A 16,717-nucleotide genomic window follows, 5' to 3' on the forward strand; every position below is an offset into this window, starting at 1 on the left:
ATAATTAATATTATTATCTAAATAATTGAAAATATCTACCAAAAATAAGCCTTAAAAAATAACAACAAATATTTATATATTGTAAAATAGATTAATTTTATTAAATAATAATATTTCCTGAGTTTAATTTAGAAATTAAATATAAATTTTAAACAATGAATAAATTTATAAGTATTTTATTAATTATATTATAAAATAATTAAAAAACTAACTTAATTTTAAAAAATATACAATATACATGAGATTAAGGAGTGTTATTTAATGGCATATACACTAATCATGGAAAAAGATTTTGAACAAAAAATTAATGAACTAGAACGATTAAATATTAAAGAACATACCCAGTTAACAAAAAAAATAGAAGAAATACAAACCCATGCAGAAATAAGACTAAATCATAAAACAAAATTCAATACATTTGATAAACCACTTCAAAAATACAAATGGATAGAAATTAATAAAAAAATTCTAGTATTCACATTAGATTCAATGAAAAAAGAATTACATTTATATGAATACCTACCTCAAAATGAAGTATTCTGTTAAATTTTAGAGGATTAAACATGAAAAAGAATAAAAATAGTTTTAATAAAATAAAACATTTAAAATTATTTTTCTAAAATTAAAGAAATTTTAATAAAATATGTGTAATTTTATATATAATATTTATTACAGAATAATACCTATACTCACATAAACATATAATTATAAAATTGTGATAACATAATTAAAAAAAATTCATTGATTATACTTGTCACAGTTTATTTCTTTTATTTAAAAAAAAATATGTTGCTACCAAAACTATTTTCTTATTTTCTATAACTATTCTAAATTATTAGTCTATTAAAATTTTATAATATTTTCTATAATTAATGATTATTCGTATAATCTAATAGATTTATGAATTTAACTTGAAAATTTTCTTTTTTTAAGGAATTAATTAACTTTTCAGCATAACTTAATTTTAATTTTTTAAAATCATCAGCTTTACCTACTTGAGAATTTATTTCAGGCCTAGAATACCTTGTTATTATATCTCCAAAATCCATACCAGCCATTATAATTTCTTTCATAGCTAATGCATATACTGCTATATGTACTGCCCTATCACCATCTGTAAATCCACCATAGTTTTCAAGTAATTCTTTTGGTTTTGATTGTGTTGTTGGAATAATATTTTCTAGTAGTGGAACATATTTTTTTAAGTTATCTAGATTATCACCATGTGCATGAACATATAATATTGATCCTTTTTTATTTGATTCTTGTATACTGTTTATATTCCCATCCAAGTCTGTGGCTATTATTGTTGGAATAATATTTTCTTCAAGAAGTGCTTCTGTTGCACCATCAGCTGCTATTAAAGTATAGTCTTTAAGATTAAATTCTTGTTTAATTAATTGTATATGCTTTTTAATGGATGGTCCTGCTCCAAAAACAATACATTTATCAGGCAAATAGTGATGAGTTATATCATGTTTTCCTTTTTTCATAATCATATTATTTAAGAAATCCGCTGCATACTCATCATTTTTTTTATTAAAATTAAAATCATCACAAATTAAATCATACCATTTATCCCAATTATTATATGTTCTATATTTCATAATACAATCCCTCTAAAAAAATATTAGTAATTGATAATTTATAAAAACTAATATATTATAATTGAACATGAACGGAAGATATAATCCTACACTATTAAAAAGAATGAACAACATAAATAAAAAGTATAGTAAGTTTAGTGCAATTTCAAAAAAAGGATATATTTAACATTCATTTTATATTCAACTGATTTTTTTAGACTATCTTATTATAAAATTTTTTAAATAAACGTTTATAAAAAAAATTATATTTTGGAGGCAAAATTCCAATGGAAGATACATTATTAATGATTCCAGGACCAACAACTGTTCCTAAAAGAGTATTAGATGCAATGGCACAACCTATTGTAAACCATAGAGGACCAGTATATGGAGAAATTTTAAAAGAAACAACTGCAATGATGTCTGAAGTATTTCAAACAGATAATGATTCATACTTATTAACAGGATCAGGTACTTCAGCAATGGAAACTGCAATTGCTAACATAGTTGAAAAAGGTGACAAAGTAATCAACGTAGTTAGTGGTAAATTTGGAGAAAGATTACAACAATTAACAGAAGTATTCGGTGGAGAATCTATACCTGTAGAAGTTCCATGGGGTCAAGCAGTAGATCCAGCAGAAATTAAAAGAGTTATGGAAGAAAATGATGATGCAAAAGCATTAACAATGATTCATAATGAAAGTTCAACAGCAGTAGTAAATCCTATTAAAGAAGTAGGAGCTATCATGAAAGACTATGATACATTATTTGTAGTTGACACTGTATCATCACTTGCAGGAGATACTGTAAAAGTAGATGATTATGGATTAGATATATGTCTTTCTGGATCACAAAAATGTATTGCAGCACCACCAGGTATGGCTGCAATTACTCTTAATGATGATGCATGGAAAGTTATTGATAGTTTTGAACAACCAACATATTACTTAAGTTTAAAAGCTATGAGAAAAAGTGGAAGCAAAAACCCACCTCAAACTCCATACACACCTAATGTATCATTAACATATGCTATGAATGAAGCATTAAGTATGGTATTAGAAGAAGGTTTAGATGCACGTATAAAACGTCACCATGCAGGTGCAAGAGCAACTCGTGCAGCAGCAGAAGCATTAGGATTAGAATTATTTGCTCGTGAAGGAGATCGTTCAAATACATTAACAGCAATTAAAATGCCAGAAAATATAACTGATGCAGAACTCCGTGGAACAATGAGAGATAAATATCAAATTGAAATTGCTGGTGGACAAGACCACTTAAAAGGAAATGTATTCAGAATAGGTCATATGGGTATTACAGGATTACAAGAATTATCTATGACATTTACTTGTCTAGAAATGACCTTAAAAGAATTAGGATTTGAATTTGAAGCAGGAGCAGGAGTTTCAGCTTTACAAAATGAATACCTAAAAAACTAATTAGTTTAAACTAAAATAAGAGAATTATACTCTTATTTATCTTTTTTTAAAAAAAAATATTTTTGATATTTTTATTATAAAAATTTTATTTAAATCAAAACATTTATATAGTATCTAATTTAAACTATTAATAACGGAAGTGTATTTCCTAATTCCGATTATATTTAAATTTAATAAAAAAACTATGAAAAAATAAAAAAAATTAGAAAACAGGAAACATAACAAAACATAACCGTATAATAAAAATAAAATAATTGAAAAAAAATAATAAAACATAAGGAGGATTTAACGTGGTAGCAGAATCGTTACTAAATACAGGTGATACAGCCTGGATACTAATGTCCACAGCATTAGTTATGCTTATGACCCTTCCAGGGTTAGCACTATTCTATGGAGGTATGAGTAAAAAGAAAAACGTGTTAAACACAATATTCTTATCACTCTCAGGATTTGCAATCGCTTGTATTATATGGATAGCATATGGTTACCAATTCACATTTGGAACAAGTATCGCTGGATTAATAGGAATACCAACGAATTTCTTCCTTAGTGGAATCGGTTTAGATATGATTCATCCAGATACAACAATACCTGAATTATTATATGTTGTTTTCCAAGCAACATTTGCAGCAATTACAGTTGCATTAATATCAGGTGCAATAGTAGGTAGAATGAAAGCAAAAGCATGGCTTGTTTTTGTAGCAGTATGGGTAACTCTAGTATACATCCCTATAGCTCACTGGGTATGGGGTGGAGGATGGTTATTCGAATTAGGTGCATTAGACTTCGCAGGAGGAGCAGTAGTACACCTTAACTCAGGTATAGCAGCACTCGCATTAATACTAGTACTAGGAAAAAGAAAAGATACCAGATTACTACCTCACCACCTAGGATACTCCGTAATCGGTGCAGCATTATTATGGTTCGGATGGTTCGGATTCAATGCAGGATCAGCACTCGGAGCTAATGGATTAGCAGCAAACGCATTAATAACAACAAACACAGCTGCAGCTGCAGCAATGATTGGTTGGATATTAATAGACATATGGAAAACTGGAAAACCTACAGTACTTGGTGCAATAACTGGTGCAGTAGCAGGATTAGTAGCAATTACACCTGCAACAGGTTTCGTAGATGTGCCAGCATCAATAATAATAGGATTTTCAACAGTATTTGTATCCTACTTCGCAATATCATACTTAAAACCAAAACTTGGTTACGACGATGCATTAGATGCATTTGGAGTACATGGTTTATCTGGTACATGGGGAGCAATCCTTACAGGAATATTCGCATGTCCAGCAATTAATGAAGCAGCAGGATTATTATATGGTAACCCTAATCAACTTGTAATACAATTAATAAGTATTGTTGCAGTAGCAGCATACTCATTCATACTCACATATGTAATTGCAAAAGTACTTGACAAAGTTATGGGTATTAGAGTTGATGACAGAACTGAAATCGAAGGTTTAGATGCTAAAGAACACGAAGAACTTGGTTACAGAATATAATGGGAATGATAACATGAAAGAAATTAGAGCCATAATCAGAAATGAACGACTTGATGCAGTGAAAGATGCATTAGAAAAAGTAGATTGTAAAGGAATTACCGTTGTAGATGTAAAAGGTAGAGGAGAACAATTAGGAATTGAAGAAAACTACAGAGGTAGTAGTTACAGAATTGATCTCTTATCTAAAGTAAAAATATCCACAGTAGTTCCTGATGAGTCTGTTGAAAAAGTAGTTCAAGCAATTAGTGAAGCAGCTCAAACAGGAAATGTAGGTGATGGAAAAATATTCATCACAAATGTAGAGGAAGTAATTAGAATAAGAACTGGTGAACGAGGAAACGATGCAATATAATTTCAAGTACTAGTTAAAAAAAATTAATTTATTAAAATAATAAGGAAATATTGCTTATAAAAAGGAATTATCTATACAATCTCCCCTTAAATTCCTTTTAAAAAAGAGCACAATAAATTAGTAAAAAATAAGTTTTTTCTTATTTCTCCTTTTTTCATTTATTTAACCAATAAATAAACAACTATTTTTATCAAAAAATATTATTTAAACATTAAATATAGAAAAATTTATTTCTAAAAAGAATAGCTAAATTAAAATAGTTATTTCTAGTTTTAATCTAAAACTGAATTAAAAAAATAGATTATTAATTAAAAAAAAAGATAGAATAATTAATTTATTTAATTATTCTTTTGGAATACCTGTGATTCTTAATCCACCATAATGGGATTTGTATTTTATGTTTAATCCTATGAGTAATGGTGTGATTTTTTCAATCATTCGTGCTTTTTCTAATTTACCACAGTCAATACAATCAATTCCAGGTATTTTTTCAATTAATTCTTTTACTACCTTTTTAGCTTCATTATCATTACCAGCTATAAGACAGTCACAATCAATTGGTTCTGGTATATTTTCAAGTAAGGAGTTACTTACATTATTGAATGCTGCTATTACTTTAGCATCTGTTTTTTTAAGTAATTTTGCAGTTCTTTCTGCTGCTGATCCTTCCATTAAATCAATGAATCTTGCTGGTGATCCACCTATTGCAGTTTCTAATGGCACTGTTGCATCAAGTACTATTTTATCACCGACATACTCTTTAATTGATTGTACTGTTGGTTTTTGTGCAGATAAAGGTACTGTTAATATTAATAAATCCCCTGCTTTTGCTGCATCTTCATTAGACATTCCTTCTAATTTAATGTCATCATAATCTTTTAATTGTTCTAATGCTTCTTCTACTTTTGTTAGTGCTTTTTCTTCTTTTCTAGATCCGATTATTACATCTTCTCCTGCTATTGCAAATCTTTTTCCAATGTTTAATCCTTGTGCACCTGTTCCACCAATAATTGCTATTCTCATTATTATAACCTCATTTTTTATATTAATATATTAAAAATATTTTGATTAAATTGTTATATGAATATAACAAACATCATAATTAATCATTACAATTATATATCATATTAATAGTATATAAACCTAATTACATAATCAAGATATATATTAAATAAGATAATTAGTAACATCTCAATTAGTAAAAATAGTATACACATTATCTAATTAAGCAATATAATCTAATACTTCATTTAAAAATACTTTATGAACCAATGTATCTTCAGTTAATTCAGGATGGAATGCGATTCCCATATACTGATTCTGTTTAACTGCAATAATTTTATCATCATATTTACTTAATACTTCAACATCACCAGATATTTCATCCACATAAGGTGCTCTTATAAATATACCATGATATTCTTCATTATTAAAAGTAATATCTGTTTCAAAAGACATTCTTTGTCTACCAAAACCATTTCTTTTTACTGATGCATTTATTAAACCTAAAAGTGGTTGATCTTGATCTGTTTTTTCTGAAAGTAAAACTAATCCAGCACATGTTCCAAGAATAGGTATTCCTGATGTTTTAATATATTCATAAATACCTGTTTTTTTAAGATGCATTCCTATTGTAGAACTTTCTCCACCAGAAATTATTAAACCATCACAGTCTTTAATATCTTCAAGTACATTAACTAATTTTGTAGTACCTTCTATATTCATTTCTTTAAATGTTTTTTCAGTTATTAATTGATGTTCTTCTACATCTCCTTGTAAATCTAAAATTCCAATAATCATGTTATCTTTCCTTTAATATACTATTAGTTAAAATATAAAATAATTGTTATTAAAGATTAATTAATCCTATGTATTATTATATATTTCAATATTATTAAATAAAACTGTTAAAAGTCTAAAAAAATCAAGAAATATTATAAAAATTAAAATTTATAGAAAAAAATAAGTTATGTTAATAAAAATTAGAAAAAAATAATTAATTAACTAGTCATCTAGTTCATTTTGTACTGCATATGTTGCCTTTTTAACAGTACGGGCTGCTTCAAAAAAGTTATCTTTTTCAAATTTATTCATTTTAACAGGCACAATATCTTTAATTCCCTTTTTACATAAAACAACAGGAACACCCAACGATACATCATAAACTCCTTCAACTTCTCCTTCAAGATAAGTACTTACTGTCAATATTTTCCTACTATCATTTACAATAGTTGAAATTAAGTTAGATACAGCATATGATGGACCATACTCTGTAGCTCCTTTTTTACTAATAATTGTACTTCCAGCACTCTTTAATCTGTTAATTACTGTTTCAATTTTTAAATCTGTTGCTTCAACAAAATAGTTTAAAGGAATACCACCAATAGTTGTAGAACTTAGTAATGGAACCATATGATCCCCATGTTCTCCAATAACTCTTGTATGTACCTCCCCACTATTAATATGAAAATGTTTTGAAATTATTGTTTTTAATCTTAAAGAATCCAAATGATTACCTAACCCAATAACCCGTTTTTTATCAAATCCAGAAGCTTCAAGAGCAATTGTTGTCATAACATCCACAGGATTAGTAACTATTAAAATTATTGAATCTGGAGCATATTTAGCAATTTGTTCTGCATATTCCTGAACTATTTTTGCATTAGGTACTGCTAAATCAAGTCTAGACATACCTTCTTTTCTTGGTATACCTGATGTAATTAAAACAAGAGAACATCCTTCTAAATCAGCATAATCACAGGATGCTGTTAATGTAGCATCAGTATCTTCAGCTGCTAATGCATCATCCATATCCAATATTTCACCCATTATTTTTTCATAACTAGATGGTCTGGAAAAAAGAATTATCTCTTCAATACTATCTTCTTCTGCAAGTGTAAATGCCACATTTTTTCCTATTGTTCCTGATGCTCCCATTATTGCTATTTTTACCATTGAATATCAAGTCCCTCGAAGTTTTTAATATAAAAAAATAATTAATTATCCATTATTTTAACTAAATAATAATTTGTTAATAATAGTAATAAAATATTGCTCTAATAAATAATAATAATCATATTAATAAAAATAATTATTAAATAGATTTACATAAAAATAAAATCCCTGAAACGTACGATTATTATAAAAAAAAAGTTAGATAAAGAAATTCTTAAAAAATAAAAATTTAAAAATTAACTTTCAAGTTTTTCAATGAAAGATAATGCATTAGCTTTAACATAACCACTTTCATCAGATTCAGCCATTTCTTTAAGAACAGTTATAGCTTCATCACCACCAATATTACCTAAACCAAATACACAACCAGAACGTACAAAACTTCTTTCATCATTATGTGCATCAATAAAAACATCTAAGGTATCAGGATTTGCTATCTTAGCTAAAGCCCATATAGCCCCACCTCTAGCTCTCCAATTTTCATCATTTACTAATTCAAGAAGTATATCCACTGCATCATTCCCATATTCTGCTAATGCAGAACTTGATTGTCTTCTAACCCATTTATTTTGATCATGTAATAATTCTGCAAAAATTGGTATAGAACTGGATTCTTTTAATGATTTTAATATATCAATTAAACTTAATTTAATTGCTTTATGATAAAATGGTTTTACAATTTCTTCATGTAATACATCTATTTCATCAGGCATATTCATAGAAATAGTACTTTCTGCTTCAAGTTTTACAAAATCATCTAAGTCATTGAGATCTTTTATTGCATTTTTTACATCTTCTGCACTCATTGTAACTCCTCATTATAATTATATTCAAATCAATTTTTTTTATTTTATATAAACTTTTATCATGGATATATTAGTTAAAATAAATATAAGTAAGTATCTAATTATAATAAGAGGTTATGCCTAAAATATAGGTATATAACTATATAATATAAAAAAAATAAGGAGCAACCCATATTGTATAAAATAACAATAATACCTGGAGATGGAATAGGACAAGAAGTCATGAAACCAACCATAGATATTCTTGAAACATTAAATACACAATTTGATTTTATTCCTAAAGAAGCAGGAAAAGAATGTTACAAAAAAAATAAAACAAATCTACCTGAAGAAACTATCAACCAATGTATGAAAAGTGACAGTACATTATTTGGAGCAGTGACCTCCATTCCAGAACAAAAAAGTGCCATAGTAACACTAAGAAGAGAACTTGACCTATATGTTAATCAAAGACCAATAAAATCATATACAAATCCCAATATTGACTTTACAATCATACGTGAAAATTCTGAAGGACTATATTCTCATCTTGAAGAACAACAGGGCGATGAAGTAATAGCACTTAGAAAAATAACATACAAAGGATCTGAAAGAATAATTAACTACGCATTTAACTATGCACAAAAAACTAATAAAAATAAGGTAAGTGCTATTCATAAGGCAAATGTTTTACCAAAAACAGATGGAGTATTTAAAAATAAATTCTATGAACTTGCAGAAAACTATCCATCAATAAATTCAAATGATTTCTACATAGATGCTACAGCAATGTATCTTATCACATGTCCCGAAATATTTGACGTAATAGTAACTACAAACCTCTTTGGAGATATACTTTCAGATGAAGGTGGAGGATTACTTGGAAGCCTAGGTTTAATACCATCAGCCAATATTGGTGATAATAATGGTTTATTTGAACCAGTACATGGCTCTGCACCTGATATTGCAGGACTTAATAAAGCTAACCCTACTGCAATGATTCTTTCAAGTTGCCTAATGCTTGAATTCCTAGGACTACAAAAAGAAGCAGATACTATCCATAATGCAGTAGATGAAGTTATACTTGAAAATAAAGTCAAAACACCAGACATGGGTGGACATAATAATACACAAGATATTGCTAATGCCATAATTCATAAATTATAATTAGTTTATAATATTAAAAATTGAATCTAATGTAATGAAATAATAAATAAATTTATAAATATCAAATTAAATAGTATTATATAATATTAAAAAATTTTTTTTATTTTATTATAAAGAGTAAAAAAATCTATTCTTTGAATATACTTAATTTAAAGTATATAAATAAAATGTCAATATCAAGTTTTTTATCTTGGAGGTATAATACAAATGAAAACAACTGTAAGTATAATTAAAGCAGATATTGGTAGTGTTGGTGGACACGCAGTAACACACCAAAAATTAAAAGATACATGTAATGATTATCTATCAAAAGCAAAAGAAGAAGGACTATTAACTGACTTTTACATAACCAATTGTGGTGACGACATAGATATGATTATGACTCACACAAACGGACCAGACAATGAAGAAGTACACAAATTAGCATTTGATACTTTCATGGCTGGAGCAGAAGTTGCAAAAGGACTTAAATTATACGGTGCAGGTCAAGACTTATTATCTGACACATTCAGTGGAAACATAAAAGGTATGGGACCAGGTAGTGCAGAAATAGAATTCGAAGAAAGAGGAGCAGACCCTGTATTTGCATACTGCTGTGACAAAACAGAACCAGGAGCATTTAACTTACCATTATTCAGAATGTTTGCAGACCCTTTCAACACTGCAGGATTAGTTATCGACCCAACATTACATGGTGGATTTGACTTTGAAGTATACGATGTACTTGAAAACAGAAAAGTAACCATGTCTTGTCCTGATGAAATGTACGACTTATTAGCATTAATTGGTTCCACAGGAAGATATGTAATAAAAAGAATCTTCAGAAGATCTGATGGTGAAATCGCAGCAGCAGTAAGTACTGATAAACTAAATATGTTAGCTGGAAAATACGTAGGTAAAGATGACCCAGTAGCAATTGTAAGATCACAATCAGGATTCCCTGCTGGTGGAGAAACATCCGAACCTTTCGCATTCCCTCACTTAGTAAGTGGATGGATGAGAGGATCACATAACGGACCTTTAATGCCAGTTAGTCAAGCAGATGCAAGACCTGTAAGATTTGACGGACCTCCACGAGTAATTGGACTTGGTTTCCAAGTAAGTGATGCAAAATTAGTTGGACCTGTAGATATGTTTGCAGACCCAGCATTTGATGATGCAAGAAACACTGCAACAAAAGTTGCAAATTACATGAGAAGACACGGCCCATTCGAACCTCATAGATTACCTGCTGATGAAATGGAATACACAAGTCTTCCAGGTGTACTTTCAAAACTCGAAGACAGATTTGAAGATATGTAAATTATAAATTATTTACACTTAACCTCCCTTTTTTTTATAAAAATAGTAGATGTATAAAAAAAAATCTTGTTCTAAAAAAAAATAGTTATATTAATTTATTAAAAAATAGCATATTTAAAAAAAAATAAAAGTCTATGTACCTAATAGACTTGATATTTGTGATGTTGTTATACTTCCAATCACTTTATTACTTGAATCAATTACAGGCAATCCTGATATATTATGTTCTTTCATACGATTTGTAACATCAAATATTGAATCATCTTCATGACATGTGAATACTTCTTGTGTCATTATTTCATCAATATATTTAGCATCAGTAGCTATCGCTTTAGATAAATCCCATGCAGTTACAATACCTACAATTTTATCATTATCATCAATTATAGGAATATGTGTTTTATTGTGTTTCATCATCAGTTCTGCGGCTTCTCTTATTTCAGCTCCATCATGTAATGTAAGTATTCCATGAGACATTACATCTTTTACACTAGCTTTTGATAAGAAGTTACTTATTATATAATTCATCTGTCCATTTTCAATTAAAAATGCATCATGACCATATTCTGAATTTAATTTTGAATACATTACATCAACATTATTTGCACGTAATGCCATTACTATGTTTTCCATGTGTTCATGTGTATATAACCAGTCTGATGTGATAGACATTATAAGCATTCTTGATTTTACTGGTTTTAATGCTTCTTCTAATGAAACTTTATCTTTCCTTATATCAAAATAATCAAGGGTTTTTGTAAGATAAAGATAACTGTTAGCATCAAATTTCTTAGTAAAAGTAAATCCTTGATGTTCAAGATAACTCTCTACTTGAAATTCATTACTAAAATCATAACTAAAATCATGTTTATCCTGTAATCTTCGCCCAAATTTTTCATACATGGATTCATTACTAAGATAGGTTATATGACCAATCATTCTTGCAACAGATAATCCTTGTTCTGGTTTTTCATCAGCATGATAATAATTTCCTTCATTCCAATTAACATCTTCAATTATTGAACGTCGTTCTACTGCATTGAATGCTATTTGTTGAGGTGTTGAATATGCTCCAGATGCTATCATTATAGCATTACGAACCAAATTTGGATATTCAATTGTCCATTGAATTACCTGCATACCACCCATAGAACCTCCAATAACAGCAAATAAGTATGGTATTTCTAGATAATCAATTAATCTCTTCTGAGCATTAACCATATCACCAATAGTTATAATTGGAAAATCAAGTCCATAAAAATCATTTGTATCTGGATTAATATCACTAGGTCCAGTTGATCCTTTACAACTTCCAATTACATTTGAACATATTATAAAATACTTTGTAGTATCTAATGGTTTTCCAGGACCAATTATTATATTCCACCAACCTGGTTTTGTATCACCTTCATGCCATCCTGCAGCATGTGCATCTCCAGTCAATGCATGACAAACTAATATCACATTACTTTTTTCTTCATTTAGTTGACCATAAGTTTCATATGCAATTGTGGGTTTTTTTAGAATATTACCTGTTTCTAAGTTTAAGTCTTCTTTCATGTGAAAATATTGTGTTTCTACATTACCTACTGATTCTCTATTAGCCATGGATTTACCTCCCTTAAATGATTATAATTAATTATGAAAGTATATGTTATTAATTACATTTAATTGTTTTTACCTTTTTTTAGATTTAATTTAGTTAAATTTATAAAATTAATATTTTTTTTAAATAAAAATGAAAAAAGTAAGAAACTATATTATGTAAAATATTTTATGAGAAGGTTAGTTTAAATATGAAAGAGAAATGATTCTTTCATATATATGTAATATAAATGATTCTTTTTTGAAATTATATTTTTAGTTAATTTAAAGTTTTTCTAATGCTTGATCAATATCTGCAAGAATATCTTCTAAATCTTCTATACCTACAGCTAATCTTATAAGATCAGGTGTTACTCCAGTTGCTTTTTGTTGTTCTTCTGTTAGTTGAGAGTGTGTTGTGGAAGCTGGATGGATAACTAATGATTTTGCATCACCTATATTTGCAAGTAATGATAATAATTCAGTATTATTTATAAAGTCGATTGCTCCATCATATCCTGCTTTAAGTCCAAATGATACTATTCCACCATATCCTTTTTCAACATATTTTGAAGCTATTTCATGGTTTGGACTACTTTCAAGTCCAGAGTAAGTTACCCATGCTACTTTAGGATGTGCTTCTAAGTGTTTTGCTACTGCTAATGCATTTTCACCATGTTGTTTTATTCTTAAATCTAATGTTTCTAATCCTTGTAGTAATAAGAAAGAACCGAATGGACTTGGTACTGCTCCAGTATCTCTTCCAAGTACTGCTCTTATTCTTGTGGTGAAAGCAGCTTCTGGACCTACATCTTTGTAGAATGATAATCCATTGTATGTTGCATCTGGTTCTACTAGTGCTGGGAAGTTTCCATTATCCCATGGGAAATTTCCATTTTCTATGATTACTCCACCTAGAGTTGTTCCATGCCCTCCAATATATTTTGTTGCAGAACTTGCAATAATATCCGCTCCATGATCAAATGGTCTTATTGTACCTACACCTACTGTATTATCTGCTATAAGTGGTATTCCATGACTGTGAGCAATATCTGCTAGTACTTCAAAGTCAGGTACATCTAATTTAGGATTTCCTATTGATTCAACATATATTGCTTTTGTTTTATCATCAATTGCTGCTTCAAATTCTTCTGGTTTTTGTGAATCTACGAATTTTACACTTCTTCCAAGGTCTTCTAATGTGTTTTCGAATAATTCGAATGTTCCACCATAGAGATTATCTGCTGATACAATATTGTCACCTACTTTTGTTAGGTTAATTATTGTGTAAAATATAGCTGCTAATCCACATGATGTTGCATATGCTGCTGTTCCACCTTCAATTGCAGCTATTCTTTTTTCGAATGCATCTGTGGTTGGGTTTGTTAATCTACTGTATATATTTCCAGGTACTGTTAATGCAAATCTTCCTGCTGCTTCATCTGTGTCTTTGAATACATAGGATGTTGTTTGGTATATTGGTACTGCTCTTGATCCAGATTCGTCTGTTTCTTCTTGTCCTGCATGTAATCCTATTGTTGCTATATTTTTTTTATTTTTTATTTCATAAGCCATTATGTCACGTCCTTTTAATTATTTTTATTTCATTTTTTTTTTGATTATATATTTTATACATTTTACTTTTTTTATTTATTTTGTTTTTTTTCGTTTTTTTTTCTGTTGAATAAAATTATAATCGCATTATTTCAACCATTTTACACTGCTCCTTTTTTTGTTTATTAAAATTTCCGTTATATAATAATTCATAATTTTATTAAAGTATAATAATATAACAATTGTTATAATCCATGTTATTAAATAAAATTAAAATAACACCACTTTATAACAAAGTTATATTTAATTAGAGTAATACAATATTTAATTAAATATTAAATACATATTAAGGATATAACAATAGTTATATTTTCAATAGTATATAAATGTTTTGGCACTGAAATATCAAAATTATATGAAATCATCAAGATAAATAATATTTTCAAAGAATATCTGATTTAATAATTCATAAATATTAGTAGCAACACTAAGTAATGAAAAATCACCAATAATAATTAATTTCTTCCGAGCTCTTGTAATTGAAACATTTAATTGATTTTTATCTGCTAAAAAATTCTCCTGAAACCTTGTTAAAGAAGCATTAGAACTTTTACAAAAACTCATTAAAATAACCTCTTTTTCTCTTCCTTGAAAACGATAAATTGTATCTATTTCAACATCAATAGATTTTTCTCTAAATAACTTCTTCAAATAAATTTTTTGTTTTCTATAAGGCGTTATTATACCAATTTCATTAGAAGTTATATTATTTTTTAATAATGATTCTACAATTATTAGAATTAATTGTGCTTCATACTTATTACAACATCCATTTGAATTTGAAGATTCATGATATTCTATATTAGATGTGTCAATACAAGTTATAGGATCATCATTTAACAAGAAATTCTTATTAGTAACACTTATTTTTCTATTTGCAATTTTTGGAAATGTTTTTAATTTCCCAGAATAATATAAATTACTTGAAATATCTGCTATTTCTTGATTCATTCTATATTGAATATTAAGAAATGTGTAATTATCAGGATATTTTTCTATTAAATAATTGAAAATTGATTTATTCATAGTTAATGTTGCGTTGTTATTCACAATTGGTTGTAATTGTTTATCATCACCTATTAAAATAAATTTATCTGTTTTCATTAAGGGAATTAATGATAAATATAATGGTACTTGACTTGCTTCATCCATAATCATATAATCAAATTCAATATCTCTAGTTAAATAATTTGAGGAGGAAATTACTGTTGAAGCAATAATGGACACTTGTCTAAGTAGGTCACTTTGTATATTTTCTTTAATTTTATTAATTTCATTATTTAATTCATTTATATCATCAATATTTTTAATAGATTGTATATTGGATTCATTTTCCTTGAAGCTATTTTCATTATTTTTAGTGTTTGTTAATCTTCTAAAAATTTTAGATAAAAATGATTCTTGAACTACATTAATCATTTCATTATTTGTATCAAAAGTTTCCTCTTTAATATTATTTAATAATTTTATTTTATTTTCCCGTTTTATGATTTCCTGATATAATTCATGTCTTTTTATTTGTTCATCTAAACTATATTTTCTAGAATTTGAACTAATTTTTTGAGTAACACCTATTCTTAATATTTCATTATCTGGAATAAATGTTAATTTTTCAAGAATATTATCTAATGCAATATGAGTATGGGTTGTAATTAACAATTTTTTCTTTTGTTTATATAATTGTCTTATTAATTCTACAATTGTATGTGTTTTTCCCGTACCCGGAGGTCCTTGTATAATATGAAATTTATCTGCAGATAAAGCATTATTAACAGCAATTGTCTGGTTTTTATTAAGATTTCTTATAATATATTTTTTATCATTAAATTTAGGTAAAAATTGATTAAATAATACATCCAATGTAGCATAATTTGATTTATTTAATTTATTCCCCTCAATATTTTGTTTTAAGTCTTGTATTTTTCGAAGAATAACCTCTTTTTGAATATCATTTATTTTTACAGAATCATTTATTTTAAAAGTAGGTGTATCTTCAAGTTGAATAAAGATATTTTTATCATTATTTTCAGTAATAATACCTTTAATCCTGTTTACTTCTACAGGAGTATTTTTAGATAATGTTGATTTCTCTTTTAAAGATATTTCAATTAGATTACTATCAATACTTATAACCTGCCCTATTTGAGAGATATTAGTTACTTTTTCATTATTAATTAAATTATTTAATTGATATGTTAAATTTATAAATTTATTTTGAACCATAATAATTAGTAATACTATTTATCATATATTGTATTAATAAATCTTATTATTAAAAGAATTAGGAAAAAAAGAGTTTATCTAAAATTTTTTAAAATGAATATAAAACTCATCCTAAAAGTCTTATATTCATTTTATAGGATATAATTATTTAATGTAGTTAAAAATAACTACAACTATATGAAATATATTTCATATCATC

The 16,717-nt window shown here is 27.4% G+C and carries 14 protein-coding genes; 6 read left to right on the forward strand and 8 right to left on the reverse strand.

Annotated elements, in window-relative coordinates; translation table 11 throughout:
- Positions 1-261 precede the first annotated feature (261 nt).
- Positions 262-546, forward strand: coding sequence for a hypothetical protein (locus tag NL43_RS07715; protein ID WP_069593477.1), 285 nt, complete (start codon positions 262-264; stop codon positions 544-546).
- A gap of 323 nt (positions 547-869) precedes the next feature.
- Here the strand turns inward: NL43_RS07715 and NL43_RS07720 are convergent, their stop codons facing one another.
- Positions 870-1,607 (reverse strand): 6-hydroxymethylpterin diphosphokinase MptE-like protein, encoded by a 738-nt coding sequence (locus tag NL43_RS07720; RefSeq protein ID WP_069593478.1) that lies wholly within the window; start codon positions 1,605-1,607, stop codon positions 870-872.
- A 266-nt stretch (positions 1,608-1,873) separates the two neighbouring features.
- Between NL43_RS07720 and NL43_RS07725 the strand changes: the two genes are divergently transcribed.
- The 3 genes from NL43_RS07725 (at position 1,874) to NL43_RS07735 (ending at position 4,888) form a co-directional block, all read left to right on the forward strand.
- Positions 1,874-3,022 carry an alanine--glyoxylate aminotransferase family protein gene (locus NL43_RS07725; protein ID WP_069593479.1) on the forward strand — a complete coding sequence of 383 codons (1,149 nt, stop codon included), beginning with the start codon at positions 1,874-1,876 and terminating at the stop codon, positions 3,020-3,022.
- A gap of 290 nt (positions 3,023-3,312) precedes the next feature.
- The gene (locus tag NL43_RS07730) at positions 3,313-4,536 is read left to right on the forward strand and encodes an ammonium transporter (protein WP_084790469.1); all 1,224 of its coding nucleotides are present in this window, start codon (positions 3,313-3,315) and stop codon (positions 4,534-4,536) included.
- Between the two features lie 13 nt (positions 4,537-4,549).
- Entirely contained in the window at positions 4,550-4,888 is a 339-nt protein-coding gene (locus NL43_RS07735; RefSeq protein ID WP_069593490.1) for a P-II family nitrogen regulator, read from the forward strand.
- A gap of 342 nt (positions 4,889-5,230) precedes the next feature.
- Here NL43_RS07735 and npdG read toward each other — a convergent pair whose 3' ends face one another.
- The 4 genes from npdG to NL43_RS07755 form a co-directional block, all read right to left on the reverse strand.
- Positions 5,231-5,911 (reverse strand): NADPH-dependent F420 reductase, encoded by a 681-nt coding sequence (gene npdG / locus NL43_RS07740; protein WP_069593480.1) that lies wholly within the window; start codon positions 5,909-5,911, stop codon positions 5,231-5,233.
- Positions 5,912-6,112: 201 nt separating this feature from the next.
- On the reverse strand, positions 6,113-6,688 hold the full coding sequence (pdxT, locus tag NL43_RS07745) for a pyridoxal 5'-phosphate synthase glutaminase subunit PdxT (RefSeq protein WP_069593481.1): 576 nt from the start codon (positions 6,686-6,688) through the stop codon (positions 6,113-6,115).
- 204 nt (positions 6,689-6,892) lie between these two features.
- A complete protein-coding gene (locus NL43_RS07750; RefSeq protein WP_069593482.1) occupies positions 6,893-7,843 on the reverse strand; it encodes a malate dehydrogenase in 951 nt (316 codons plus the stop codon).
- Positions 7,844-8,079: 236 nt separating this feature from the next.
- A complete protein-coding gene (locus NL43_RS07755; protein ID WP_069593483.1) occupies positions 8,080-8,649 on the reverse strand; it encodes a HEAT repeat domain-containing protein in 570 nt (189 codons plus the stop codon).
- 174 nt (positions 8,650-8,823) lie between these two features.
- Between NL43_RS07755 and NL43_RS07760 the strand changes: the two genes are divergently transcribed.
- Both NL43_RS07760 and fbp read left to right on the forward strand, forming a co-directional pair.
- The gene (locus NL43_RS07760) at positions 8,824-9,795 is read left to right on the forward strand and encodes an isocitrate/isopropylmalate dehydrogenase family protein (RefSeq protein WP_069593484.1); all 972 of its coding nucleotides are present in this window, start codon (positions 8,824-8,826) and stop codon (positions 9,793-9,795) included.
- Positions 9,796-10,002: 207 nt separating this feature from the next.
- On the forward strand, positions 10,003-11,097 hold the full coding sequence (gene fbp, locus NL43_RS07765; RefSeq protein WP_069593485.1) for a fructose-1,6-bisphosphate aldolase/phosphatase: 1,095 nt from the start codon (positions 10,003-10,005) through the stop codon (positions 11,095-11,097).
- A 132-nt stretch (positions 11,098-11,229) separates the two neighbouring features.
- On the opposite strand, the gene NL43_RS07770 is transcribed toward fbp, so the two are convergent.
- From NL43_RS07770 to NL43_RS07780, 3 genes are all read right to left on the reverse strand, one after another.
- A complete protein-coding gene (locus tag NL43_RS07770) occupies positions 11,230-12,705 on the reverse strand; it encodes a homoserine O-acetyltransferase (RefSeq protein ID WP_069593486.1) in 1,476 nt (491 codons plus the stop codon).
- Between the two features lie 261 nt (positions 12,706-12,966).
- Positions 12,967-14,256 (reverse strand): O-acetylhomoserine aminocarboxypropyltransferase/cysteine synthase family protein, encoded by a 1,290-nt coding sequence (locus NL43_RS07775; protein WP_069593487.1) that lies wholly within the window; start codon positions 14,254-14,256, stop codon positions 12,967-12,969.
- A gap of 390 nt (positions 14,257-14,646) precedes the next feature.
- Positions 14,647-16,518, reverse strand: coding sequence for an IGHMBP2 family helicase (locus NL43_RS07780; RefSeq protein WP_069593488.1), 1,872 nt, complete (start codon positions 16,516-16,518; stop codon positions 14,647-14,649).
- Between the last annotated feature and the right edge of the window lie 199 nt (positions 16,519-16,717).

Origin of the sequence: Methanosphaera sp. WGK6 (genome assembly GCF_001729965.1) — an archaeon.
GTDB lineage: Archaea > Methanobacteriota > Methanobacteria > Methanobacteriales > Methanobacteriaceae > Methanosphaera.